This is a genomic window from Nostoc sp. UIC 10630, from assembly GCF_010747425.1.
In the GTDB taxonomy this organism is placed as follows: Bacteria; Cyanobacteriota; Cyanobacteriia; order Cyanobacteriales; family Nostocaceae; genus Nostoc.
Genome location: NZ_JAAGOG010000003.1, coordinates 74,023 through 98,749, shown reverse-complemented (window position 1 = coordinate 98,749; position 24,727 = coordinate 74,023). Strand labels below are relative to the sequence as shown.

Genomic DNA, 24,727 nt, shown 5'->3' with positions numbered 1-24,727 from the left:
AGAATATTTTTAAATAAGATTTACAAATAAAACTTATTTCCGTAGTTTTACATTAGTTCTCAGGCGTACTAGCAAATTATGTAAAGCCGCATTTGCTGAAGGTACTTCAGGTAATAGGCTAGATTCGTATGCTTCCTGTAACTTATTACGTAAACGTTCATATTCTATTTGATGAAAATCTACATTAACATTTGACACAACAGACTTTTCTTTCCCTGCTAGCTTTTGGACAATTAAATCATGAATATATGGTAAATTGAAAACCTCATTTAATTTCATGAGATTAGCTTCAACTATACCTGTTTGCATCAAATAAATCCCTGTCAATAAAACTCGATAAACATAAAGTAAAGGCTTTAACCGATACGTGTGTTCATTTTCAAAAAGTTTCCATTGTGTTGCTGCAAAACCAATATAATGGTAATAATGGTGACGGGTAATACAACCTTTGGCAATAAATTTTAATTCATCATATTCGGGTAAATTTTTCAATACCAAAGGTGAGTATAGTTGTTCTAATACGTAGCCATTTTTTTTAAGCAGCATTAAAAAGAATTTTTTGACATCATGAGTTACTAAATCAATTTCTAAAGCTTCGCGAATTTCTGAAACTTCAATAGTTTCATTCCCAGTTTCTAATCCTACAACTTTTTCAACTGGTAAAATATGCACCCCACGCAAGTCATAATCAGAATCAGGTGATGGAAAACCATATAAGTGGGAACCACTAATGATGGCGAATAAAAGCGGGTAAGGCTGTTGCCCAATAATTGTGTTAATAGAAGGTGGAATATTCATCATGTGCCGTTTACTTGCTTACCTTGGTTCGCCTGTTTCTTTAGAGCATCTTTTGTATAAACCAGAACACTCACTCATAGTTCAGAGTTATAAACCCCGCGAAATGACTTCTGGGGTAGTAAATGCAGATGGTTTTGGTGTGGGTTGGTATCATAGCCAAAAAGATATCGAACCATTTACCTACAAAAATACCCTACCTATTTGGAATGATATAAACTTACCCAGTCTCAGCCGTTACGTTGAATCCAAGTGTGTGCTTGCTTATGTCCGCAGTGCTACATCCGAACAAGCCGTAGATTTTGCTAATTGTCAGCCCTTTAAACATCAACAACAGCTATTTATTCACAATGGAAGGATTGAAAATTTCCACAAAACATTACACAGAAAAATCCGCAGCACTTTAACTCAAGATTTTTACGAAAAAATTAATGGTAATACTGACTCTGAACACATTTTTGCATTGTTACTTTCACAAAATCAAATTAACAAACATCGGCCTCCAGAGTATGCTTTACGTACTACATTATTAACACTATTAGAGATGGCAAAGCGCTATCAAGTAGAAGCCTCAATCAATGTAATCTTTAGTGACGGACATCGCCTGATAGCTTCTCGATTTGCTACAACTTCTCCGGCTCCATCTCTTTATTGGATTAGAGACGATCCGACTTTTTCAAATTCTGTAATTATTGCGTCTGAACCTCTATTTATAGGTAACTGGAATGCTTTTCCAGAAAATAGCATAATTACTGCGGGAGCAGACTGTGAGATCCAAATCGAGCAAATTTAGTATAAAAGAAGCTATTTTTCAAACCTTATCTAGGCTATCCATGCAATACCGGCTGATTGATGCGTGTGCAGATATGTTGGAAATTAGCATGAATCAGCTATTAGGGGATTATCCGTCATTTAAAGGTGAATTCTGCACTAGGTGAGACTATCCTCACCGAAATTTCCCGCAAATTTGACCTTGATACTATCAAGGAGTAACTGACTGTAAAAGGTTTATTACCTCTTCAAATATAAACAGATCAAAATCAATGGTTTGGTTTATTGCTTTGTCAAATGCAAGCATCAAGGAAGTCAGGGTATGCCTAACATATATAGCGGTTCTCAGTTAAGTTCAATATAGACCCTAGCCCCAACCTTGTTGTGTTGAGGGATAACACTCAAATCTTCTCTTTTTTTAAAAGAGGGAAATGGAAGTGAAGTCAGGATATATTGCATACAAACGAGAACTGCTATGGATGATATTTTTCTCACCCCAGCAAAAGAGAACAATTAGAACCTTTGTTGCTGGGGTCATATTTTCACTCAATAAATTTGAACTTCCTGTGAATATTAGCCGTTGATTATTGCTGCATCGAAGGTGTGGGAAAAATTCTGCTGAATATAGGAAGCCGTGGCTTTGGCTTCGTTGCAGCTATATTTGCATTCGCAGCAGAAGAGTTATTGCTTACCTCAGAGAGGATAGTTGGTTTGTTATTAGTAGAATTAGCAGAATCACTCAATGGAATAGCCGAAGGTGAATTTGAAGATAGGGAACTAATATTCTCAGTATTTTGATTGTTGGGCTTTACCGGAGTTTGACCTTGACATGGAGTAATTATCAAAGTCGAAGTTGTTCCTAATGCCAGTATGAGTAAATGAGAAAAATATTGTTGCATGGAGATTTGCAAAATGGGTTGGTAAATATTCAAATTTTCAAGAAGTTGTGCTTGCTCCTAGTTAGAAATAAACCGTAGCTATAGGATGTAAATCATGGCAATGTTGCCCTATGGAACCTGATTTTCGGGTTTCATAAGTGAATGAATACTAGCACTTACTAGTAAATTAATTATCTGAAAAAGCTTAAGCGTACCGAGTCAAATCCCTATAAATTAAGGGTGATGTAAATTTCCCTTTAATAAAAAGAGAATGGCTATTTCAAGACTGCTGAATCAGTCTGTTAGAGAGATATAAAATATATACACCTGAAATAGCTGACGTTTTTGTTCATCAACTAAGCCAGCACAACCATTTATACTTTAGTTGTATTTGACCTATTACTAAAAGAGGAATACTACTGATTTTTTAATAAAGCTAGTTTATAAGAAATCAACTCTTAACTCGCATATTTAAGTAACTAAAGCAGAAAGTATATGAACTTTTAATAAAACCTGAGCTTTATGAAGTAGCTTCTGTAAATAAATACGTGTATACGTTCAGTAATAGATACTATTCGTTTATCTCCATACATCCTAAAGCCGCATCCCGCTCGTATCAGAGGAACCAGCCAGCAATCAAGTGATAATTTTTTGAGCTGTTGAGATTTTAAGCTTTACTATCCCACCTGAAACTTTCAGAGCATCTGGAGATTCTTACAAGTTAGACTAGACTTCTCTAGTTAGGAATAACGATACCCACGCCCCTATTTTTCTGGAAATATATGGAATTTAAAATCTTCAAATATCCTTTCGCACTCATGCTAGCCAGCTTCAGTCTTTTGCAGACAGCTGATGCTCAAACTCCTGTAGCTGAAATCTCCAAGTTATCTCAAGAAGTTTCAGTACTTCGGAAACAAGGTCCAAGCGGGTTACAACTATTTCTCAAATCTCATAGGAATACGCTAGATATTAATTCTTCAGATGCAGTTCTACCTTCTTCTGCACTCCGGGTAGCTTTAGACGAACTCTGTCAACAACGAGATTGTTATGCCTCTCGCCTGTACTGGTACACTGACATAGAACAAGCCAAAGCTGCTGCTAGAACTAGTGGTAAACCTATTTTATCTCTGCGTTTGCTGGGCAGACTGGATCAGGATTTGAGTTGTGCCAATAGTAGGTTTTTCAGGGTAGCGCTGTATCCGAATGGTGAAATTTCTAAGCTCCTTCAAGACCACTTTATCTTGCACTGGCAATCGGTGCGCCCTGTACCTAAAGTAACGATTGATTTTGGCGATGGACGCAAGTTGGAGCGAACAATTACAGGTAATAGCATTCACTATATATTAGATGCATCGGGTCGTCCAATCGACGCAATTCCAGGATTATATAGTCCCAGAGAATTTTTACGTCAGTTACAGCAGGCTGAAGTAGCGGTAAAAGATTATAGTAAACTTGCAAAAAGCGATCGCGAGGCTTTTTTAAGAAAATACCACAGCGATCGTTTAAACTCTATCCAAGCCCAATGGGTTGCAGATTTATCCCGCCTGGGTATCCAGTCTCTCCCTAAGTTGGTGAAAGTTCCGAGCAATCCCAGTCAGCCTCCTACAGCAGAAAGAGCAAGTTCTTTAGCAGTTTCTAAGATGAGAGTTGAAACGCCAATGCTGAGTGCTTTTCAGTCTGATGCTGAACGGAATCAAAATGCTTTAGCTGAAATTACCGACCAGGAAGTTTGGAACAAAATCGCTCAACTCTATGCCGCTGATGTCAAGCTAGATCAAAATAGCATCTCTTTGATCAGAGCTAAAAAGTCTCAGCCTGTCAACACGAAAGAAGATAATTTGCCGATCATAGTGAAAAAATTTGAAACCACAATGGCTTTAGATACAGTCAGAAATGAATATATGCTACACAGCCAAATTCATCAATGGTTTATGCAAGGAAAGCAAACAAGCAGTGTGGAAGCCCTAAATGAGCAAGTATACGCCCAACTATTTTTAACTCCTAGTTCTGACCCCTGGTTAGGGCTTTTCCCCAGCGATAGCTACAGCGCTATTGATAATGATGGCATCCGTTAAGTTAATACAGCATATTTTAAGTATTTACACCACAACTGAGACCAGGAGTTGAGAGTAGGACAGTGCAGTTCAATTACTTGAAAAGCGCTGTAAATTGAAGCAAATAAAAGGGAGTGACGAGATTTTATAGTATTGACACCTCATCCATCACTCCTCATAACTTGCGCGTTGATTAGCTGTTACGCATTGTTAAATTACATCAGCTGACTGCTTCATTTATCCTCTAACTAAAGAGGCGGATAATTGTTAAGTTGTTATGTGATTTCCTATACGTCTATTTTTAATTTACCAAACAGAATTCAGTAATTAGAATTCAGTTTGCTATTTTATATGACTGGCAAACTTCAGTTTTCCTTTGCCTGTGCTAGAGAATTCCATAATTGATTTTAAGAGCGAAAGACTTTGATTCCCTACTTTTTACAGAAGTTGGAAATCTTGTTGTGAAATTTGTTACCAATAAATGTATTCATAAGCACAAATAAACTTAACTTAGATTATATGTCTTTGGTGGTGGTGGCTTGATTCTTGTGATGGAAGTTAGGGAAAATATTATGAGTTATTCTAGGTAATATTGAAAATAATTATCATTAATACTAAATCATTCATTGGGGGAATGACAAAGTGGCTTAAACAATAGCGAGAAATTCAGCTTGAGAACGGGTTTTTTCTGGTTATGCTGTCTTATCTAAGTTTGTCTACTAGTCACAATTTTTACTGGTTTATTAGTTTGGTTATAAATGAGCCTAATCTTAGTTCAGCAAGTTAGGCGCTCCTATTGGCTGATTTTACCGAATTGTCCGACCAAAGGTAGACGTAATAACTATCAAAATACCGTAGGCTTGATGTAATAAAGTATTCAAACATCTATAAGTATTAATAGACACTCCATAATTTCTTACCTAGTAGATTTTTTTTGCTCAACCTCTGCAAACAAGTAGCGGCAATTTAAGGTGAACATAGAAAAATTTATCCAACGTACAGAAATATTACACAAGCGTTTAGCAGATTTATACCAAACTGCTAGTGTATTACCTTGGATTCCACCGGATCTACTGCCGCAAGCTTTAAAGGAACTCTATAACACCTTAAAGATAGTACAGTTAGCGGCACAAGAACTGTATCAGCAAAATGAGGAACTATTAGAAACACGAAATAGGCTAGAAGCAGAACGCCAACACTACCAAGATTTATTCGAGTTTGCGCCGGACGGCTATTTAGTGACTAATACAGAAGGAATCATTCAAGAAGCTAACCATACCGCAGCGAGGTTACTCAATGTTTCAAAGCATTTTTTGGTGGGTAAACCAATGATGAACTTTGTTTCTCTAGGAGAACGTCAACAGGTTCGGTGCGAACTCATCCAATTATCTGAATCAGACAGAGTTGAAGAGTTATTGGTAAGCTTGCAAAAACGTCATGGTGAGTCCTTTGATGGAGCTTTGACAGTAACAGTTGTCCGCAATCATCAAGGTAAGGCAATCTCTCTGCGCTGGATGATGCGTAATATTAGTGACCGTCAGTATTTAGAATCCGGAACAGTCAAGAATGACGACGACTTGTTCAACGATGGTCAAGTGCATAAATATTCTAAAGGAGAAACTATTCCCCTCAATCCACTAGTAATTTGGTATGTTTCTCTGGGTTTGGTCAAACTCAGTACTTACTGTGAAACGGGTGAAGAAGTGTTGATAGGATTGGCAACAGCAGGAATGGTTTTTGGCTCTAGTTTGACTTCTTTAAATATCTACCAAGCAACAGCCTTATCTGATGTTAAGTTGGTATCAATTTACGCGGCAGAGATAGAGGCTTCTCCAAATCTGAGCCATACGCTTTTACCAAAAATCAATCAGAGGTTACGGCAAACAGAATCTTTTTTAGCTATTTCTGGAAGGCGAAGAGTACAAGAGCGCTTGCACTATCTATTAGAACTTTTGAAACGAGAAGTGGGTGAAACTGTGCCGGAGGGAACTCGCCTAAGTGTTCGCTTTACTCACGAAGATATTGCTAGCGCCTGTTGTACTACCAGGGTAACAATTACACGATTGATGGGTAAATTACAAGAAGAAGGTATTATCAGTTTTGACTCAAAAAAACACATCATCTTGAAAGATTTCCATTAATTACAGATGGGTATCTGGTGAGAAAAGATGACCTAAATGTACACAAAATAATGTATATGTGATTTAATACGCATTTCTAAAATCATTATGCCTAGGTTGGGCTACACCTACGCAGTATGTCAAAGCAGCTATGCACACACTTGGCAACACAACTCTATCATCGGGCTACATCTTAGCATTAGACTTAGGTACAACAGGCAACCGCGCCTTTGTGTTTAACGCAGACGGTAAGATTGTTGGGCAGGCATACAAAGAACTAACTCAGTATTATCCTCAGCCCGGTTGGTTAGAACATGACCCTCAACAAATCTGGGAAGATACCTGTTGGGTGATAGAAACCGCCATTAAGAATGCCCAGATTACTCCATCAACGATCGCAGCATTGGGACTAACTGTCCAGCGTGAGACCTGCTTGATTTGGGACAAAACTACTGGTAAACCACTCCATAGAGCGATCGTTTGGCAAGATCGTCGCACTGCTCCCCTTTGTCACGAGTTAAAAGAGCAAGGCTATGCTGATGAAATTTACGATCGCACTGGATTAATCATTGATGCCTATTTCTCTGCTACCAAACTTAGGTGGCTATTAGATAAGTTTACAGACGTTGACCTAAACAATGTTTTAGCAGGTACTATTGATACCTGGGTGCTGTGGAATCTTACAGGTGGAAAAGTCCATGCTACTGACCACAGCAACGCCAGCCGGACAATGTTGATGAATCTCAAAACCTGTGATTGGGATGAGAATTTACTAAATCTGTTTCAAATTCCGGCTCATATTTTGCCCCAGATTCAGCCTAGTTTAGGAGTATTTGGAGTTACTGATGCGGCTTTGTTGGGTGCTGAAATTCCGATTACTGCGATCTTGGGGGATCAACAAGCAGCTCTATTTGGTCATGGTTGCGATCGCCCCGGTTTGATGAAATGTACTTACGGAACTGGTAGCTTTTTGGTAGCTCACACAGGCAATCGAATTGTGCGCTCGCACCATCAACTTATTTCTACGGTGGCATGGACACAATCAAATCCAAGTGGAGCATTGGATATAGGCTATGCCTTAGAAGGTAGTATGTTTACTAGTGGAGCTTGTATTCAATGGTTGCGCGATCGCCTCAAGCTAATTAGAACTGCTGCTGAAAGTGAAACGATGGCAAATCAGGTGACAGATAATGGCGGAGTCTACTTTGTGCCTGCATTTAGTGGACTGGGCGCACCATATTGGGATATGAGTGCTAGGGGAGCTTTTTTCGGCATTACCGCCAGTGTCCAACCAGAGCATCTAGTACGCGCCGTGTTGGAAGCGATCGCGTATCAAGTTTTGGAAGTAGTACAGGCAATTAATTCATCTAGCAGTACTCCAGTTGGTCGATTAACCGTAGATGGTGGTGCTTGCGAAAATAATTTTTTGATGCAATTTCAGGCTGATGTATTAGGTATTCCAGTTGAACGTCCGATAATGCGCGATACGACCGTTCAGGGTGCAGCATTTGCAGCAGGTTTAGCTATAGAATTTTGGGAGAGCTACGAAGCGCTGGTGCAGCAACGGCAAATTGAGCGTGTGTTTGAACCGAGGAGCGATAGGCCATTATCTAACTTTGATACTTGGCAAAAAGCAGTGAAACGCACTCTGGCTTGGGAGGAGTAAATGCTTACTGCTCAGGCAAAACTTCAACTGAATGGTTACTAAAATTTTGTTCCAGATAACGTGGATCGCGCACTCCTAGGTGCAAAACTAGTGCTGTAACTAATCCACCTATAGCTGCCACCAAGAAGGCAGTTCTATAGTCAATATTATCCACTATCCATCCACCTAAAAGGGGAGCAAGCATTGTGGCAGGGGCAACAAGGGTATTACCAAGACCAATATAGGCTGGTCGTTGACGCTGATTACCAAACTCTAAGGTCATTACCGCAGCAATATTTTGCAGAGCGCTCATACCTATTCCCGCTCCTATAAATACCAAGTAAAAACAGTTTATATTTGTTGCTAGCCCAGCTAGAACCGAACTGAAAGCACAAACAACAGAACCAACTTCCAAGACCAACTTGTTACCCCAGCGATCGCCTACCCAACCCAAAACCAATCCAGCAATAGTTTGCGTTCCCATCAGCACGCCAGTAATTAATCCAATAGATGCTTCTCCCATACCTTGATGGTGTACGGCATAGAGGGTATAGAAGGGAAGTGGCATTAAGGCTAATTGTGAAAGCATACGTGCGACCACAAAGTAACGGAAATTCTTATCGCACCGGAGAATCACATTAAGACTGGCCCAAAATTCACGTCTAGTTTCAATAGTCGATAATGATTTGTTTACTGGCTCTCGCGTCCTAGACATAAAAAACCAAGATAGAGCCATCGCAAGGCTGGCACACAAAAAACAGAGAACAAAGTTAAATGGCTGGGCAATTTGCTTGAGCAGTAAACCAGCACTCAAAGCACCAATAATACTCATTAGATTAGCAGCCGCAGCTAAAGCACCGTAAAAAATGCCAAGCCTTCCCGATGGAACAATTTTAGCAACCATACTTTGCCAAGCAGGAGCGCTAAATCCGCTACCTAGTCCCTGCCAAATGAGGATGGCGAATGTCAAATATAAGATAGTTTGGTGATTGAGTTGTAGCTCTAACAAAGCAACCAGTGCTAATCCTAAAAAAGGAAGTTTCTGGTGAATTGTCAACCACATTACAGTTGGTTTGTAATACTGTAATCGAGCTATTCTATCAGCTGTTAATAGCTGAGGTAGTTGCCAACCTAAACGCGGAATAGCTGGGATCAGACCAATGAGCAATGCAGAATTGGTTAAACCACTAACAAATAGAGGAATAATCGTGATATAAGAGGCAAAACCAGCTCCTAAACCAAAAAATGCACTTTCAACAACATTGACCGTTAAGTTATGACGAAGGTCTTTTTGAATTTTAGAGTTAGGCATTTTTATAGATACTGCAAGTGTAGGTAAGTTTTTATTCCATACCAAAATCCGGCTTGAAAAATCCGCATTTAGAATGTTAAAAATTGGGAAAATAAAGCTATGAAAAATCTATCTCTCAGTTGAAAGAGCGACAAATACCTGTGTTATTTATTACTGTTTTAATTTAGATTCTTTCGGTTATTGTTTCTCTAAAATAGAATAAATACTTTTAAGGTTTCTAGTTTTTTACTCACGGGTTATTTTGGTAAACTGGGACAGTATTTTAAACAGGTTTATGTTCTTTTCTTAAGCGCTTAGTAAGTGCTAAGTACCGAACAAAAATCTGAGTTCCATAGATTGTTCCCAGATGCCGCACTTAAATCATCAATTGGAAAATATTTTTGTAAAAAATCTCAAATTATGAATCTGCAAGGTTTTTGGCAATTTACACTCCAACAATTTGGAACAAATACTGTAAACCGCGATTGTACTGAGAGATAGCAAGAATAAGTCAGGTATTCTCCAGGTGTATTTAGCAGTAAGATCAGGACAAAGTAGAACTTGGAAACAGCTCGTCAAAGCGTTGAATAGCAAGCTTGGTAAGCTGAAAGCCTTGCATAAAGAAGGCTTTTGGGAATTATTCCTGGTGAAGATGAAGAATACGCCAAGTTGAGGTGGTATTCATACGTGCGATCGCAGAAGATAGAAAGCGATAAAATACTGGTGTAAAGCCCAAGTAGGGGAAGAAAGCGTGACTTGTTAATGCCAAGTCTGCGGAGTTTTTCAGTCGGTAATTATCTAATTTTTTACCACCTTATAAATTAAAGGGTTGAAACCATCCGTTTTCCGCATAGGACAAGAGATATTTAAAGCCTTTTTGAAGATCCTTCAGAAGGTGCAGAGTAAACAGTTGCGAGTCAGAGTTCCCCAGAACTATTGCGTGGTAAGTTTGATTTGGGGTGTAAATTCCCATCTTGAACTTTGATAACTGATAGCTGTTTTAAAATACTACTGACATCTAAGGATACTCCCCGCATGATTACTAAACCTAAGATTTTCATTGATGGCGAATCAGGAACCACAGGCTTACAAATTTATTCACGTCTCAATCAACGGGATGATATCGAGTTAGTTAGCATTGAGGCATCTAAACGTAAAGATGCAAGTGAGCGAGCTAAACTAATTAATGCCGTCGATGTTGTTATTCTCTGCCTACCTGATGATGCAGCCCGCGAAGCTGTTAGCTTAGTAAGTAGTACTACGGTTAAAATCCTTGATGCTAGTAGTGCCCATCGGACAGCTAATGGCTGGATATATGGGTTCCCCGAACTCAATCCAGGACAGCGAGAGAAAATCGCCAGCGCTCAGTTTGTCAGCAATCCAGGCTGTTATCCCACAGGATTTTTAGCCTGTATCCGTCCGTTGATTGCTAAGGGACTTTTAAAAAGTAATTTTCCCATCACCGTGAATGCAGTATCAGGTTACTCTGGTGGCGGAAAGAATCTTATCAAACAATACCATACCTTCCATGAACAGCAAGCCGGGGGCGAGTCACTATATCCTTATGGAATCTACGGTTTGCAGTTTGGACATAAGCATGTCAAGGAAATGCATTATTATTCAGGGTTAGCATCGCCGCCACTATTTGTACCTTCAGTAGGGGATTTTGAGCAAGGGATGCTAGTTCAAGTGCCTTTGCCGTTAGGAACTTTGGATAATCCACCATCAGGTGAGGTAATCTATGAAGCGATCGCTGATTACTACCAAGGTGAAAAATTTGTGCAGGTTGCTCCATTCCAAGATTCTACTCTGCTGCGAGACGGAATATTTTTGGATGCGATGTCTACGACGGGCTACGCCTACGCAGTGAACGGCACTAATATTGTTCAGGTTTTTGTATTCGCCAATGACACCACCAAAGAAGCATTGCTAGTTGCTCGTCTCGACAACTTGGGCAAAGGCGCATCAGGAGCTGCAATCCAAAACCTAAACATCATGCTGGGCTTTCCAGAAGAATTGGGATTGTGATGAAAAAGCATTAGGGAATGGGGAAGAAGCAGGGGAGCAGGGGGAAATTATTGAACAAGTCTCTTCCTTGTCTCCCTTGCCTCTTCTCAATGCCCAATTCCCAATTCCCAATGCCCATTATTTTGATTCTTCTTTGAGTGCCTCAAGTAATTCAATTACATGATGCTCAAAGCCTCTATTTCGATCTTGAACTGACTCAATTAAAGGTTTGTCAAAAAGATTAATGACAGTATTACCTAATTGAATACCTAAAGGTTTTAAATGCCCACCGTCTAAAGTTTCGAGAAATTTTTGAGGTGGTCTTTTCAAAATATCAGTAAACCATTCACAGGTTAACTTAGCAATCTTATCAGACTTAAAACAGACTAAACCCATGATATTAAATAACCCACTATCCTTGATTAAATTCTTGGTTTCTTCAGGGTTTGGTTTTACACCCAAACCAAGATTATCGATGATATCGGCTAAAAATTGAGGGCGAATTGCACTGGCTGTATCGCTAATATCAGGTGCTAAGAGGATAGAAACTTGCCCTCTAATAAAGACACTATTAATTTTAATTTCCCGACCTATGTAACTATAAATTAGTTTCTGATCTTCTATAATTTTTCGTTTAAGTTCCTCGACGAGAATGTTAATATCTTTAATTACACTTTCTATTTGGGACTTATCTGAAGTATGAGATAGCAGATTCCGAATAAAAGGTTCTCTTTTTTGAATATCATCTGGCAGAGCGGTAAATCCTTCTAACAGGGAAATATATTTACAGCCAAGGCTATGTCCAATCCAAGAAAAGTTTTTATCATCTAGATAGGCTTCATAATCATATCCCTCAACACTTGCCATCCTCACAAGCTCTGGCAAAATCTCATACTGCTCTCTCATCAAAAAACCAGCTTCTACATAATGGTTAAAAGTAAAATTAAACGGCAGAAGAATAATCGTGTATCCCTGATTAAATAAAGACTGAAGTAGATAGCGATAAAAAAGCATGGGGCCAAATGTACCAAAGAAAGCCCCTGCAATAAATTGAATTACTCCTTTAGGCTGTGGATGCAGAGCAACCCAACTGTGAGAAACGGGTTTAAATCTCAGTTTTAAATTTGTATTAACCATGACTTAGCAACGAGTTCATCTCATTTTGGTACGTGTATAGTTAATCTCCAAACTGATGTTGCTGCTTTTCGGATTCTTTAAAAAATATTTTCCCAAAACTGAGATACTCGGTTCAATAACATAGTAAACGTTTGTAGCTCTCAAAGCATTTATGAAAGAGAGATATTTCAATGATTTAATAAACTTTACTTATATAACTTCAAATACTTGATATCTTCACAGCCAGTATAAATACTGCTATTGTCCATTTCAATTGGCTGGAAGTCAAGCAGCCATCTAAATTTATTCTGGGATGAAAAATTGGTATTCCTTTTAATAGATAATAAAATTTTATACATAGTTTTATTAAATACTAAAGCCCCAAAAATCCGTAAATACCTATATTTGGAGATGTAAGAAAATGGTTTTACTTAAGATATATAAGACTTTTCTGATAATAGCTACAGTTACACTTGTTGCAGTATTGACAGCTTCAGGGTTTGCTAAGACGCTACCAACGCAGTGTAATAATTTTTATTACCGATGGGTTGCGACCTAGCAAAGTTAATGATGATGAAACTCCTAATCTTCATGAAATTCGCCAACAGGGTTTAAGTTTTGTCAATAGTCATTCGTTGTTTCCTACTTTTACTACCGCTAATGCTTCTGCGATCGCAACTGGACATTATCTCGGTGATACTGGTAATTTTAGCAATACAATTAATGTTGGCTTTTCTGTCAAAAGCGCCAGTAACAACCCCGTTCTTTTTTTAGAAAAAATGCTGTTTTGGGGGAAATTAGCCAACACTTTGATGGTAATTACTTAAACGAAGAAAGCCTATTTAGATGCTGCACATGAAGCTGGGTTTAGTACTGCCGCCGTTGGCAGGATTGGGACAGTATTAATTCAAGATATTACTCAAAGACCTGGTAAATCCACAATTATAATTGATGATGCCACCGGGTCTCTAAGCTGATGTGGCTATTACCTTAGCTAAGATTTTAAATTTGAATATTCCCCATCAAGAAGAACTTATAGGTCTTGTTTCAATACGGTTCGGATAAGCATTTTTCACTTTCCTTGTGGTCTGGGTAAAGGGTAAGGGGTAAAGGGGAAAGGATGTATTTAAAACCTTTACCCTTTAACCGAACCGTATTGGGTCGTGTTTTACATGAATCTTTGGTCAAAGGAGTCAAAAAAGTTACTTTTAAAGCTAATACTTTGACATCCCAACCAAGTACTAATGGATTAAAAACGATCCTGAAGTATCAAACTGTTGGCTCAACTCGATATTTTGACGTTGGAGGTTTTCCTCTTGGACGCTTGGTTTAGCAAAATAGTACGCCATTGCTATATTTAACTCTTTGAAACTCTCAAAATTATTTCATTCCCAGAAACTAAAGAAAATGTAGCAATCAACATCAGTAAGTGTCTTCTTGAGAGCTTCTCAACAACACTAACTTTCCCCTACAGTCTGATTCTTCAAAGCTAGTTACAACGCGCTTTGAAGTGATTAGCATCACCATTTTTTTGTTCATACTGTTGACATAGTTGATGACTAAAGGTTATAAAAATTTAAAGAAAAATAAATCAGTCTGCCTAATCCACTATATTCCCAACAAACATTTGTAAAGGGTAAACCGGAGCGGAGGAACCAAACCTGGGGCGTATTTTGAAGAAAGTTAGTAGTTAATAGTGAGGAGTTAAAAGTTACTAAACTCATAACTCATAACTTTCTTAAGAAGGACATCTCTCAGTCCTAGCCCGTCAGCTAACTTCGTCGGCATTGAGAAGAGACTGAACGAGCAGCATTCTTAACAAGTAATGCCTTGTTCTCGTCAGTGTCCTTTGGCTGGTAACTTTGCGGTTCGTTGTGCCTGCCCTCGACCTTGAGAGAGGATAATAATATCTTGATTTCTGGCGTTTGAGGCAGGATTATTTACCTTGAGGTGAAAATCAGCTATGTTCCAGAATAAGAAACATCGCATTGCCCTAATTTCTGTTGATGGCGACCCGGCCGTTGAAATTGGTCAAGAAGAAGCTGGGGGTCAAAATGTTTATGTGCGTCAAGTAGGTTATGCCTTAGCCCAGCAAGGTTGGCAAGTGGATATGTTCACTCGTCGTAGTAATCCTGAACAATCTGCGATCGCTCAACATAGTCCAAACTGTCGTACTATTCGGTTAAAAGCTGGCCCAGCTGAGTTTATCGGGCGAGATAACTTGTTTGGCCATTTACCTGAATTCATCGAAGAATTCCAGAAATTTCAGCAGCGCCAAGGGTTTCATTACTCCTTAATTCATACCAACTACTGGTTATCATCTTGGGTGGGTATGGAGTTGAAAAAACAGCAACCCCTGATTCAGGTACATACCTACCACTCTTTAGGAGCCGTTAAATACAGAAGTATTGGTGATGTTCCTGTAATTGCAGCCCAGCGATTGGCTGTAGAAAAAGCCTGCTTGGAAACTATAGACTGTGTAGTTGCAACCAGTCCGCAAGAACAGAAACACATGCGGGTACTCGTTTCTAGCAAAGGGAATATTGAAATGATTCCCTGTGGCACTGATACTGACAAATTTGGGGGAATTCAGCGAACTACGGCGCGAGAAAAGTTGGGAATTGCCCCAGATGCCAAAATGGTTCTCTATGTTGGTCGCTTTGACCGCCGCAAAGGTATTGAAACCTTGGTAAGAGCCGTTGCCAAGTCTAATTTAAGAGGTGAAGCTAACCTCCAGCTAGTAATTGGCGGTGGTAGCCGTCCCGGTCAGAGTGATGGAATAGAACGCGATCGCATTGCTACCATAGTGAATGAACTCGGATTAGAAAATTGTACAACCTTTGCTGGTCGCCTAGATGAAACTGTTCTCCCCTTCTACTACGCCGCTGCTGATGTCTGCGTAGTCCCCAGCCACTATGAACCTTTTGGTTTAGTTGCTATTGAGGCAATGGCTAGTCAGACACCAGTCATAGCTAGTGATGTTGGCGGGTTGCAGTTTACTGTTGTACCAGAAGTTACAGGATTACTTGCACCTCCTAAAGATGAAGTCGCTTTTGCTACTGCTATAGACCGCATTCTTACCAATCCAGCTTGGCGAGACCAGTTAGGTGAAGCGGCTCGACAACGGACAGAAATCGCCTTTAGTTGGTACAGTGTCGGATTCCGACTGACTCAACTTTACACTCGTTTGTTGGCTCAAACTGCACCCAATACCCAACTCCGAATTGCAGCTTAATTTTTACAGCTTTATGCGCGGAACTAATATCATCAGAGTTATTTTGCCGCGCACAAATAGCCAACGACAAACTACTCAACCTAGTTAATTAGGAAGTCAGAATTATGTTGCATATCGGGGATTATGCTTTGCATCAAAGAACAGGGCAAATTGGTCAAGTTTTCGGTTATGGGCATGAGGTAATGGATGGAGTGTACATAACCACCCTCAAAGTCAGAGTGAGCAAGCATAAAGGAACTCGTCGTCAAAGCAGATTTCTCGAAGATGCTTACTCCAGATGGATACTGGCAGAGGCAAAATAAGGGACTTAGAGTAAAAAAACATCTCATCTCCAGGAAGCACAACTGTGCATCCCTACAAATAATTTGGGATAATTTATTTTTTGGAAGTCCTTAAACTAATAGATTTGTTTTTCTATTAAACGCAGAAAAACAAATCTATTAGTCTATCAAGCCAACAATACTTGGTGAGGCACTTCTTAAAATCTCTTTTTGTCAATTTAATTGGCTGCGGTTTTGGCAGCATTTTGAAGATAGCGGGGAAAGTTCACTGAACTTTCCCCGCTTCAGTTTAGCTAAAGACTTTTTTTGTCACATTAACTTAATCAATAAATCAAAACAAGCATTGCCCGATTTAGGATTGCAGGCAGCGATTTGTGCGTAATAAAGCTTGTACAATTATCAAGGCGGTTTTTACTGCCAGAATACTTCTCAGGTGTAGAATTTATCGACAGCAAAATTTTTATACTTTGTACTTTCCCATCCTTCACTTGTGGCAAAAATTACCCAAGTTAGGCACTCATATCTTGCAATAGATAACTTTTACCCTTATGACTGGAGAGCAAAATCTTGGGAATAGAACTACGCAGTTTCGTATTTCTCGACAACCTGCAACCTCAACATGCAGCATATATGGGAACAGTAGCCCAAGGCTTCTTACCATTACCAGGGGATACATCACTGTGGATTGAAATCTCTCCTGGTATCGAAATTAATAAGATTACGGATATAGCTCTGAAATCTGCCTCTGTCCGTCCGGGAGTACAGGTAGTTGAACGACTATACGGACTATTGGAAGTTCATTCTAGCTCCCAAGGGGAAACGCGAGCTGCTGGTCAAGCCATTTTAGCGGCACTAGGAGTCAAAAGAGAGGAATGTCTGAAACCGCGTGTTATTTCCAGTCAGATTATCCGCAACATCGATGCTTATCAAACACAACTGATTAATCGCACGCGCCGGGGACAGCTACTACTAGCAGGACAAACACTATATGTATTAGAAGTGGAACCTGCTGCTTACGCCGCACTCGCTGCCAATGAAGCCGAGAAAGCGGCGAGGATTAACATTCTTGAAGTTCAAGCTGTAGGTAGCTTTGGACGACTTTACTTAGGTGGGCAAGAACAGGATATTCTAGCAGGTGCGGCGGGAGCTTTAACGGCCATTGAAAATGTAGCTGGCCGAGCAAATCCTCTAGGTGGTCGTCAGGAGTAAAGGAAAGAAAATGGCAAATCGAGAGCATCTAGCTTTACTCAAAGCAGGTGCAGTGACATGGATTGAGTGGAGAAAGAAAAATCCTCAGATTGAACCAGACCTCAGTGCTGCAAATCTGCAAGGGCATAACCTCAGAGGCGGAAACCTCCAGGGGGTAAATTTGAGAAAGGTAGATTTAGGTAATGCTTTACTGGTGCGAGCAAACCTCAGTGGTGCTGACCTCAGTAGTGCCAACCTCAGCAAAGCCTTTCTCATTGAAGCTAACTTGAGTGATGCTAGCTTGAGTGTTGCTAACTTGAGTGGTGCTATACTTACGCAGGCAGATTTGAGTCAGGCTAATTTGATTGGAGCCGATTTGAGTGAGGCGAATCTGAGAGGCGCTGTGATCGCTCATGCTAATCTAATTGGAACTGACCTAAGAGGCGCTAACTTGAGAGATGCCGATTTAGGTGCAGCGAAGCTAATAAGGGCAAATCTATCTTTTGCCAACCTGATTGAAGCCAACTTGATTGAGGCTGACCTCAGTGAAGCAAGTTTGTACGAAGCGGAAGTATTGGGGGCTTATCTTTATAAAACTGACTTATACAAAGCTAATTTGAATAAGGCTCGCTTCAGTGGCGCTTACCTGTTGCGGGCTAACTTAAGTGAAGCTGACTTGAGTCAAGCTGACTTGAGTTGGACTAACCTTAGAGGCGCGAATTTGGCAGGGGCAAATCTCAGAGGAGCCAACCTGAGAGGAGCCGACATGAGAGGAGCTAACCTCAGTGGCGTAAATCTTCAGGAGGCAATTATGCCTGACGCTTCAAAGCACGATTAGTTAGCAACAAAAGGTAATTGTGTTGATTATTACAAGGTTTGCGGTAAGCGTAAAGCTCAGTCACTTCAGTACTGAGATATCAGCGACGTGAGCATTCATCAAGGCAAATGAAAAATCCGGTTTCCTCCCCTTTACAAAGGGTTTGAGGCTCTATTGGGTGTAAGTCCTACTTTTTGAAGAAATCGCCGCTGTGAAAAGTCTCTTACCAGGAAATTTGCGATCGCTCTTGCACAACTCGCTGATATACTTCTTGAGTTTGCCTAGCTAATTTCGGCCAGCTAAAGCGCCGCTCTAAATCCTCATAAGCGTTATCCACTAGCCATTGTCGATAACCTGGATTTTTCAATACTTCCAAAATTCCCCAAGCTAAAGAGTCGGAATTGTTCACCCAAGTAACAATGCCTGTTTTTGTATGTTGCACTACTTCGGGAAAACCACCTGTATCGGAAACCACTACAGGCACGCGAGAAGCAAAGCTTTCTAAAGCTACAATTCCAAAGGGTTCGTAAAGACTAGGAAAAACGGCACAGTCAGCAACAGTTTGGAATTTATCTAAGTAATCATCAGAGAGAAAACCTGTAAAATAGCAATGATGCCAAATTCCCAAATCCCAGGTTTGGCGTTTGAGATGGTCAGTATTTCCACCACCAACGATGACAAATTTAACGTTACCTCCCATTTCCGAAAGGATTTTGGGTGCAGCATTAAGTAATATAGGTACACCTTTTTCGTATGTCATGCGACCGAGGTAGTAAACGATTTTCTCATTGTCTGTAGCAAATTGGCGGCGAAAATCTAGTGCATGAAAATCTACGTGATGCTGTTTCTTTTCGGCTCTGATACCGTTATAGATAACATCAATTTTGTCCCAAGGACTGTGTAATGCTCGTTCTACCTCTTGGCGCATATAGTCGCTACAAACAATAATTCGCCAAGCATTGTAAGCCAGCAAAGTTTCTTTGCCATTTATATAGCCTTGAACCTCTGTATGAATACCGTTATAGCGTCCGTATTCTGTAGCATGAATTGTGGCAATTAGTGGTATTTTAAAATTATGCTTGAGAGCGATCGCAGCATCTCCAACTAACCAATCGTGGGCATGAATTAAATCAAAGGGCCCTTCCTCCAAGATCAACTTACCACCGTGATCTCCCATACTCAAGTTGAGATTCACTACCCAGTGGAAAAAGTCGTTACTATAAGCCACAGGCACCCGATGTACCTTTACTCCTTCAACCACCTCATACATCGATGCGTGACCAAACTCCGCCGTAATCAGGTGGACTTCATGTCCTAGCTTTACCAGTTCCGGGTACAATTCCGCTACATGTCGCGCAATTCCCCCAACAATCCTTGGCGGAAACTCCCAACTCAATACCAATATCTTCATCTGTTAGACTCCCCGACACTTTACAAATATCTAAACAACTACATTTACCTAAAAATACAAGTCTGGCGAATGCAGTGAGTACTTTTACTAAATTTTTAGATTTTTTAACAGTTATTTTGTTAAAGTTTATCAAAGGTTATCAACTGTGTGCTATCGATAGGAAGCAATGTATAATACTAATTCGTAATTTAAAACACTTGAGTGCCCGTTTTGTAACTCAGGCTTTAAGAAGGGGTAACGACGCAAACAGTATGAACTCGATCGCGCCCTTGCTGTTTAGCTATATAGAGTGATTTGTCCGCAGCATTAATCAAGTCTTGCGGCGAAGTTTCGGAATTTGGCACAATGCTGGCAACACCTAGACTAACAGTAACGCGATCGCACACACTAGATTGAGCATGGGGAATGGTCAAGTCCGAGACTGCTTGTCGAATAGTTTGAGCTACAGAAATTGCTCCTTCAATCTCTGTACTAGGCAGAATCACAGCAAATTCTTCGCCGCCGTAACGAGCTACTAAATCGGCTGGACGCTTAATAACACTTTTAAGCGCACTCCCCAATTGCCGTAAACAATCATCTCCTGCTAAATGCCCGTAAGTATCGTTGTAGCGTTTAAAAAAATCGACATCGAACAAGATTAAAGACAACGGTATTTGCTCGCGTTTGAGTCGATGCCACTCATTCTCAAGATACTGATCGAATCGGCGACGATTGGCTATTTGAGTCAAACCATCTAAAGTGGCCAATCTTTGCAGTTCTTCATTGGCAGCTTGTAATTGCTGGTAGAGTACTGATTGATGAATAGCGATCGCTACCTGACTGGCTAACTGCTGCAACAAATTAACTTCAAATGCTTGCCAGTAACGAGGTGCGCTACACTGATGAGCAATGAGTAAACCCCACAGATGCTCCCCATTCAAAATCGGTACTACCATCGCAGCCTTGATTTGATAGAGTTGCAATAACTCAAAAACATCGGCTGAAAGATCAGACTCCTGAATATTATGCAGGACTGTAGGTAATCCCTGGTAATAGTAGCTAAAATCTCGTGTTCTCGAAAATGGGTGCAGTGTCTGCTCTAATCTCTGCGGGTAGTCATCACTCAGCGATTCTGCCGCGAAATAGCCATTTCCGTCAGATTCCAACTGGTAGATAGCGACGGAATCTGAACCCAAACATTCTCGAATACTGTTGACTGTTGTATTTAAAACCTCCTCCAAATTCAGTGATTGCCGAATCTGTTGAGTTACTTCAGTAATTAGCCGTTCCCCCTCTGCCTGTTGTCGCAGTAATCCTTCAGCTTGTTTGCGAGTGCTAATATCTTCTACCGAGCCAAGAATCTGTATCGGAGTGCCGCTAGCATCTCTGGCAAATACGACTTCTCGTGTATTCAGCCAAAGCCACTCCCCATTTTTATGTCGGAATCGGTATTCGGTGGAAAGAACTTCGTTGTCGCTAAGGTTGACGAAGCGACTTGGTATGTCATAGCAGAGGTGTTGGTCGTCTGGATGAAAGCAATTCAGGAACCACTGCGGATCTGCGTTACAAAATTCCTCTGGAGAGTAGCCTAAAATACTAAGACTTTTTTGGTTAAGATAAATGCTTGTTCCTTTTAAGAGATCAAATAAATACAAAATATGCGGTACGGTATTAGCAACCTTTTGGAGAAAGTCTTGACTTGAGCGCAATGCTTCTTCAGCTTTTTGGCGTTCGCGCAGTGCGGCTTGATATTCACTAATATCTCGTCCCTCAGAAATAAGTAATGTTACACACCCTGTTTCATCGAGTATGGGACGTAGTGAAAAATCAATCGCGATCGCTTGATCGTCTCGATCCAAAACCTCAACTTCATAGCGAATAGATTCACCATTAGCAGCAGCTGCGATCGCAGTTTTTAATTGTGCTTGTGTCTCTGAAGAAATTGTCCACCATTTTGCCTCCCAAAATGGCTTACCGACTACTTCTTCTCGAGTAATCCCAGCAAAGTCTAGTGCTGTTTGGTTAGCCTCTAATACAATTCCATTGGGCTGAAGTAATCCGATAAACTGATTGGTTTGATTGAAAATCGCCCGGAATTTTTGCTCATTTTCACTTAATGCTTCTTCTACCTGTTTGCGGTCAGTAATATCTCGTCCAACAGATTGAAGTTCTACAAGAGTACCCTGGTCATCAAATATGCCTCGAATAATCCACTGCGTCCACCGCACGCCAAGGTTTGCTATGGCCCGATTTTCAATGGCAATCACGGGATTTTCGGAACTAATGGAATTTACCTGACTAAACACACGTTCCCGGTCTTCCTCAAACACAACAGGTTCGTAGTGTTGGGCAATAATCTCTTCTCGCTTGAGTCCAAAAAATCGACAGAAAGCTTCATTAACAAAAGTAACAATACCATCTGGTGAGCCTCTAGCAATCAGTTCCGTTTGATCTTCGAGGATGGCACGATAACGCGCTTCGCTCTCTTGCAATGCTGCTTCTGTCTGTTTGCGTTCGCTAATATCAAACACTAAACCCTGAAGTACCTGAGTTTGTCCATCCGCACAGAGAACAAGATTAGCTTGATCCCGCACCCAAATTGTTCTACCATCGCGCCTCATCATTCGATACTCGACCCTCAAAGGCTCTCCGGTGGTGATTGTCGTATTTACAGCTTGCCAATAGTGATCGCGATCGTCTGGATGAGTGTAATTTAACCAACTATTAAAAAAACTGTGATGCCAATTTTCGGGGGCAATGCCTAACAATTGTTGCAGTTGCGGACTAATATAAGCTTCTTGAGCAGTGATGTTAATCGGTAAAATATAAACAACGCCCGGAATTTGTTCTACCAGAGTGCGGTATTTTTGCTCTGCCTCAGAGAGTTCTTGGGCCTGCTTGCGACTCATGATGTTTTGAATTTCTACAATAAATATATATTTTGCTGTTAGAAATCCTGCATTAGAGGCACGCTCAAGGATTTTTGAGCCAATGGCTAGTTAGTCTCTGGCTTTCTGAAAGCTAAACCTACCAGCAGCAGGCTGAAACTCTTACGCTTGAGGCTGCTGTTGACAGCCTTTGTAATTAAAATTAACAGATATTGAAAAAGAATTCAGAATTCAGAATTCAGAACAAAAAATTTTGGTGGGGGACTGAAAATAGTAGATTCAGACGCTTTTGCTAGCTTGCTGCTTTGCAGGAGTATGCGGACTCGCTTTGCGTAGCGATATCCGCCATTCGGACTCAAATTCATTCTGACTTCTGACTTCTGACTCCTGACTCCTGAATTCTATTAGCTTTGATCCAAGCGCAGTACTGCCATAAAAGCTTCCTGGGGTACATCTACAGTACCTACAGATTTCATCCGCTTTTTACCTTTTGCTTGCTTCTGTAAAAGTTTCTTCTTCCGGCTGATGTCACCACCGTAGCATTTGGCTAGCACATCTTTCCGCAAGGCGGGGATGTGTTCGCTGGCGATAACTTTACTGCCAATAGATGCCTGAATTGGGACTTTGAATTGATGGCGGGGAATTAATTCTTTAAGTTTTTCTGCCATTGCCCGCCCAACGTTGTAAGCTTTGTCTCGATGCACAATCATCGCCAAGGAATCCACAGGATCGCCGTTAATCATGATATCCAGCTTCACCAGAGGGTTTTCACGGTAGCCAATGAGGTGATATTCCATACTAGCATAACCGCGTGATCGCGATTTCATCTGATCGAAAAAGTCAGTCACAACTTCCGCCAAGGGGAGTTCGTAAGTCAGAGTGGTTCGTCCTTGGGCGAGATATTTCATATCTTTAAAGATGCCCCGGCGATTTTGTGACAACTCCATCAAGCTGCCGACATAGGTTTCCGGCGTTATCATCTCTACTTGGACATAAGGTTCTTCAATTCTTTGGCGATCGTTGGGAGAAGGCAAACGGCTAGGATTATCGATGTAAAGTTCCTCTCCTTTGAGAGTAATCACCTTATAAACCACCGAGGGGGCTGTAATGATTAAATCGAGATTATACTCCCGCTCTAGGCGTTCCTGGACGATTTCCATGTGCAGCAAACCCAAAAACCCGCAACGGAAGCCAAACCCCATCGCGCTCGAAGTTTCTGGTTCGTAATGCAGAGCTGCGTCGTTGAGTTCCAGCTTTTCTAATGCTTCTCGCAAGTCTTCAAATTGGTCAGCATCAATGGGGAACATCCCACAATAAACCATTGGGTTCGCTTCTGCGTAACCTGGTAAGGGTGACTCAGCTTTTGCCTTACTAAGGGTAATTGTGTCACCCACCCGTGCATCAGCTACTGCTCTAATTGCCGCTCCCAAATAGCCTACTTCGCCAGCGTGGAGTTCTTCAACTTGCTTTTGAGTGGGAGAAAGAACACCTAACTCATCAATTTCAAATTCTTTACCGGATGCCATTAAATGAATGCGATCGCCTTTTCTGACAGTGCCATCCATCACCCGGAAATACACAATTACTCCTCGGTAACTGTCGTAATAGCTATCAAATATTAACGCTCGTAACCGTTCATTTATGGTATTGGGCGGTGGCGGTATCCGCTCCACAACTGCTTCTAAAATCTCATCAATACCAAGTCCTTCTTTAGCAGAAGCCAAAATCGCACCACTGCAATCTAGACCGATAATTTCTTCAATTTCGCCAATTACCCGTTCTGGTTCTGCCCCAGGTAAATCAATTTTATTCAAAACCGGAATAATTTCCAGGTTATTCTCTAAGGCTAAATAGACATTTGCCAAAGTTTGCGCCTCCACACCTTGGGAAGCATCTACTACCAATAGCGCTCCTTCACAAGCAACAAGAGAGCGGGAGACTTCATAAGAAAAATCCACGTGTCCAGGAGTATCAATTAAGTTCAGCACATACTGCTGACCATCCTTAGCTGTGTAGTTCATCCGGGCAGCTTGCAGCTTAATCGTAATGCCGCGCTCCCGTTCCAGATCCATGTTGTCGAGAAACTGTTCCTTCATCTTTCGGTCTTCAACAGTGCCAGTCGCTTGTAGCAAGCGATCGGCGAGGGTTGATTTCCCGTGGTCGATGTGAGCAATAATACAAAAATTGCGAATGCGAACTGCGGGAACGTCAGTCATATACTATCTTTGCCTTAGCAGCAACCAAAGTTAAA

General features: G+C 40.8%; 19 protein-coding genes and 1 riboswitch. Of the genes, 11 read left to right on the top strand and 8 right to left on the bottom strand.

Annotated features, from left to right (window positions below):
* Window positions 1–33: 33 nt before the first annotated feature.
* Window positions 34–801 carry a nucleotidyltransferase domain-containing protein gene (locus G1O98_RS01790; protein WP_202985774.1) on the bottom strand — a complete coding sequence of 256 codons (768 nt, stop codon included), beginning with the start codon at window positions 799–801 and terminating at the stop codon, window positions 34–36.
* Here G1O98_RS01790 and egtC point away from each other — a divergent pair.
* Window positions 800–1,588 (top strand): ergothioneine biosynthesis protein EgtC, encoded by a 789-nt coding sequence (gene egtC / locus G1O98_RS01785; RefSeq protein ID WP_163926897.1) that lies wholly within the window; start codon window positions 800–802, stop codon window positions 1,586–1,588. The genes G1O98_RS01790 and egtC overlap by 2 nt on opposite strands.
* Window positions 1,589–2,150: 562 nt before the next feature.
* Here egtC and G1O98_RS01780 read toward each other — a convergent pair.
* Complete coding sequence (locus G1O98_RS01780) at window positions 2,151–2,465, bottom strand: hypothetical protein (protein ID WP_163926896.1); 315 nt, start codon at window positions 2,463–2,465, stop codon at window positions 2,151–2,153.
* A 761-nt stretch (window positions 2,466–3,226) separates the two neighbouring features.
* Between G1O98_RS01780 and G1O98_RS01775 the strand changes: the two genes are divergently transcribed.
* From G1O98_RS01775 to glpK, 3 genes are all read left to right on the top strand, one after another.
* Window positions 3,227–4,519 (top strand): hypothetical protein, encoded by a 1,293-nt coding sequence (locus tag G1O98_RS01775; protein ID WP_163926895.1) that lies wholly within the window; start codon window positions 3,227–3,229, stop codon window positions 4,517–4,519.
* A 950-nt stretch (window positions 4,520–5,469) separates the two neighbouring features.
* On the top strand, window positions 5,470–6,639 hold the full coding sequence (locus G1O98_RS01770) for a helix-turn-helix domain-containing protein (protein WP_163926894.1): 1,170 nt from the start codon (window positions 5,470–5,472) through the stop codon (window positions 6,637–6,639).
* 130 nt (window positions 6,640–6,769) lie between these two features.
* The gene (gene glpK / locus G1O98_RS01765; protein ID WP_163926893.1) at window positions 6,770–8,284 is read left to right on the top strand and encodes a glycerol kinase GlpK; all 1,515 of its coding nucleotides are present in this window, start codon (window positions 6,770–6,772) and stop codon (window positions 8,282–8,284) included.
* A gap of 4 nt (window positions 8,285–8,288) precedes the next feature.
* On the opposite strand, the gene G1O98_RS01760 is transcribed toward glpK, so the two are convergent.
* Together G1O98_RS01760 and G1O98_RS40565 are read right to left on the bottom strand one after the other, a co-directional pair.
* A complete protein-coding gene (locus tag G1O98_RS01760; protein WP_163926892.1) occupies window positions 8,289–9,575 on the bottom strand; it encodes an MFS transporter in 1,287 nt (428 codons plus the stop codon).
* A 616-nt stretch (window positions 9,576–10,191) separates the two neighbouring features.
* A complete protein-coding gene (locus tag G1O98_RS40565; protein ID WP_265578544.1) occupies window positions 10,192–10,323 on the bottom strand; it encodes a hypothetical protein in 132 nt (43 codons plus the stop codon).
* 269 nt (window positions 10,324–10,592) lie between these two features.
* Here G1O98_RS40565 and argC point away from each other — a divergent pair, with 269 nt between their 5' ends.
* Window positions 10,593–11,582: an N-acetyl-gamma-glutamyl-phosphate reductase gene (gene argC, locus G1O98_RS01755; protein ID WP_163926928.1), complete on the top strand. Its 990-nt coding sequence runs from the start codon at window positions 10,593–10,595 to the stop codon at window positions 11,580–11,582.
* A 117-nt stretch (window positions 11,583–11,699) separates the two neighbouring features.
* On the opposite strand, the gene G1O98_RS01750 is transcribed toward argC, so the two are convergent.
* Window positions 11,700–12,698, bottom strand: a complete 999-nt coding sequence (locus tag G1O98_RS01750) for a DUF1350 family protein (RefSeq protein WP_163926891.1) — start codon at window positions 12,696–12,698, stop codon at window positions 11,700–11,702.
* A 479-nt stretch (window positions 12,699–13,177) separates the two neighbouring features.
* Here G1O98_RS01750 and G1O98_RS01745 point away from each other — a divergent pair, with 479 nt between their 5' ends.
* The 6 genes from G1O98_RS01745 (at window position 13,178) to G1O98_RS01720 (ending at window position 18,219) form a co-directional block, all read left to right on the top strand.
* A complete protein-coding gene (locus G1O98_RS01745) occupies window positions 13,178–13,504 on the top strand; it encodes an alkaline phosphatase family protein (RefSeq protein WP_243458317.1) in 327 nt (108 codons plus the stop codon).
* Between the two features lie 293 nt (window positions 13,505–13,797).
* Window positions 13,798–14,010, top strand: coding sequence for a hypothetical protein (locus G1O98_RS01740; protein ID WP_163926890.1), 213 nt, complete (start codon window positions 13,798–13,800; stop codon window positions 14,008–14,010).
* Between the two features lie 254 nt (window positions 14,011–14,264).
* Window positions 14,265–14,479, top strand: a riboswitch (cyclic di-AMP (ydaO/yuaA leader).
* A 161-nt stretch (window positions 14,480–14,640) separates the two neighbouring features.
* Window positions 14,641–15,912, top strand: a complete 1,272-nt coding sequence (locus tag G1O98_RS01735; protein WP_163926889.1) for a glycosyltransferase — start codon at window positions 14,641–14,643, stop codon at window positions 15,910–15,912.
* A gap of 104 nt (window positions 15,913–16,016) precedes the next feature.
* Window positions 16,017–16,214, top strand: a complete 198-nt coding sequence (locus tag G1O98_RS01730) for a hypothetical protein (protein ID WP_163926888.1) — start codon at window positions 16,017–16,019, stop codon at window positions 16,212–16,214.
* A 546-nt stretch (window positions 16,215–16,760) separates the two neighbouring features.
* Entirely contained in the window at window positions 16,761–17,402 is a 642-nt protein-coding gene (locus G1O98_RS01725) for a hypothetical protein (RefSeq protein ID WP_094327655.1), read from the top strand.
* A gap of 10 nt (window positions 17,403–17,412) precedes the next feature.
* Window positions 17,413–18,219, top strand: coding sequence for a pentapeptide repeat-containing protein (locus G1O98_RS01720; protein ID WP_163926887.1), 807 nt, complete (start codon window positions 17,413–17,415; stop codon window positions 18,217–18,219).
* A 202-nt stretch (window positions 18,220–18,421) separates the two neighbouring features.
* Here G1O98_RS01720 and G1O98_RS01715 read toward each other — a convergent pair whose 3' ends face one another.
* From G1O98_RS01715 to lepA, 3 genes are all read right to left on the bottom strand, one after another.
* A complete protein-coding gene (locus G1O98_RS01715) occupies window positions 18,422–19,609 on the bottom strand; it encodes a glycosyltransferase family 4 protein (protein WP_163926886.1) in 1,188 nt (395 codons plus the stop codon).
* A gap of 224 nt (window positions 19,610–19,833) precedes the next feature.
* A complete protein-coding gene (locus G1O98_RS01710) occupies window positions 19,834–22,497 on the bottom strand; it encodes a PAS domain S-box protein (protein ID WP_163926885.1) in 2,664 nt (887 codons plus the stop codon).
* 383 nt (window positions 22,498–22,880) lie between these two features.
* Window positions 22,881–24,692, bottom strand: coding sequence for a translation elongation factor 4 (lepA, locus tag G1O98_RS01705; RefSeq protein WP_012408259.1), 1,812 nt, complete (start codon window positions 24,690–24,692; stop codon window positions 22,881–22,883).
* Between the last annotated feature and the right edge of the window lie 35 nt (window positions 24,693–24,727).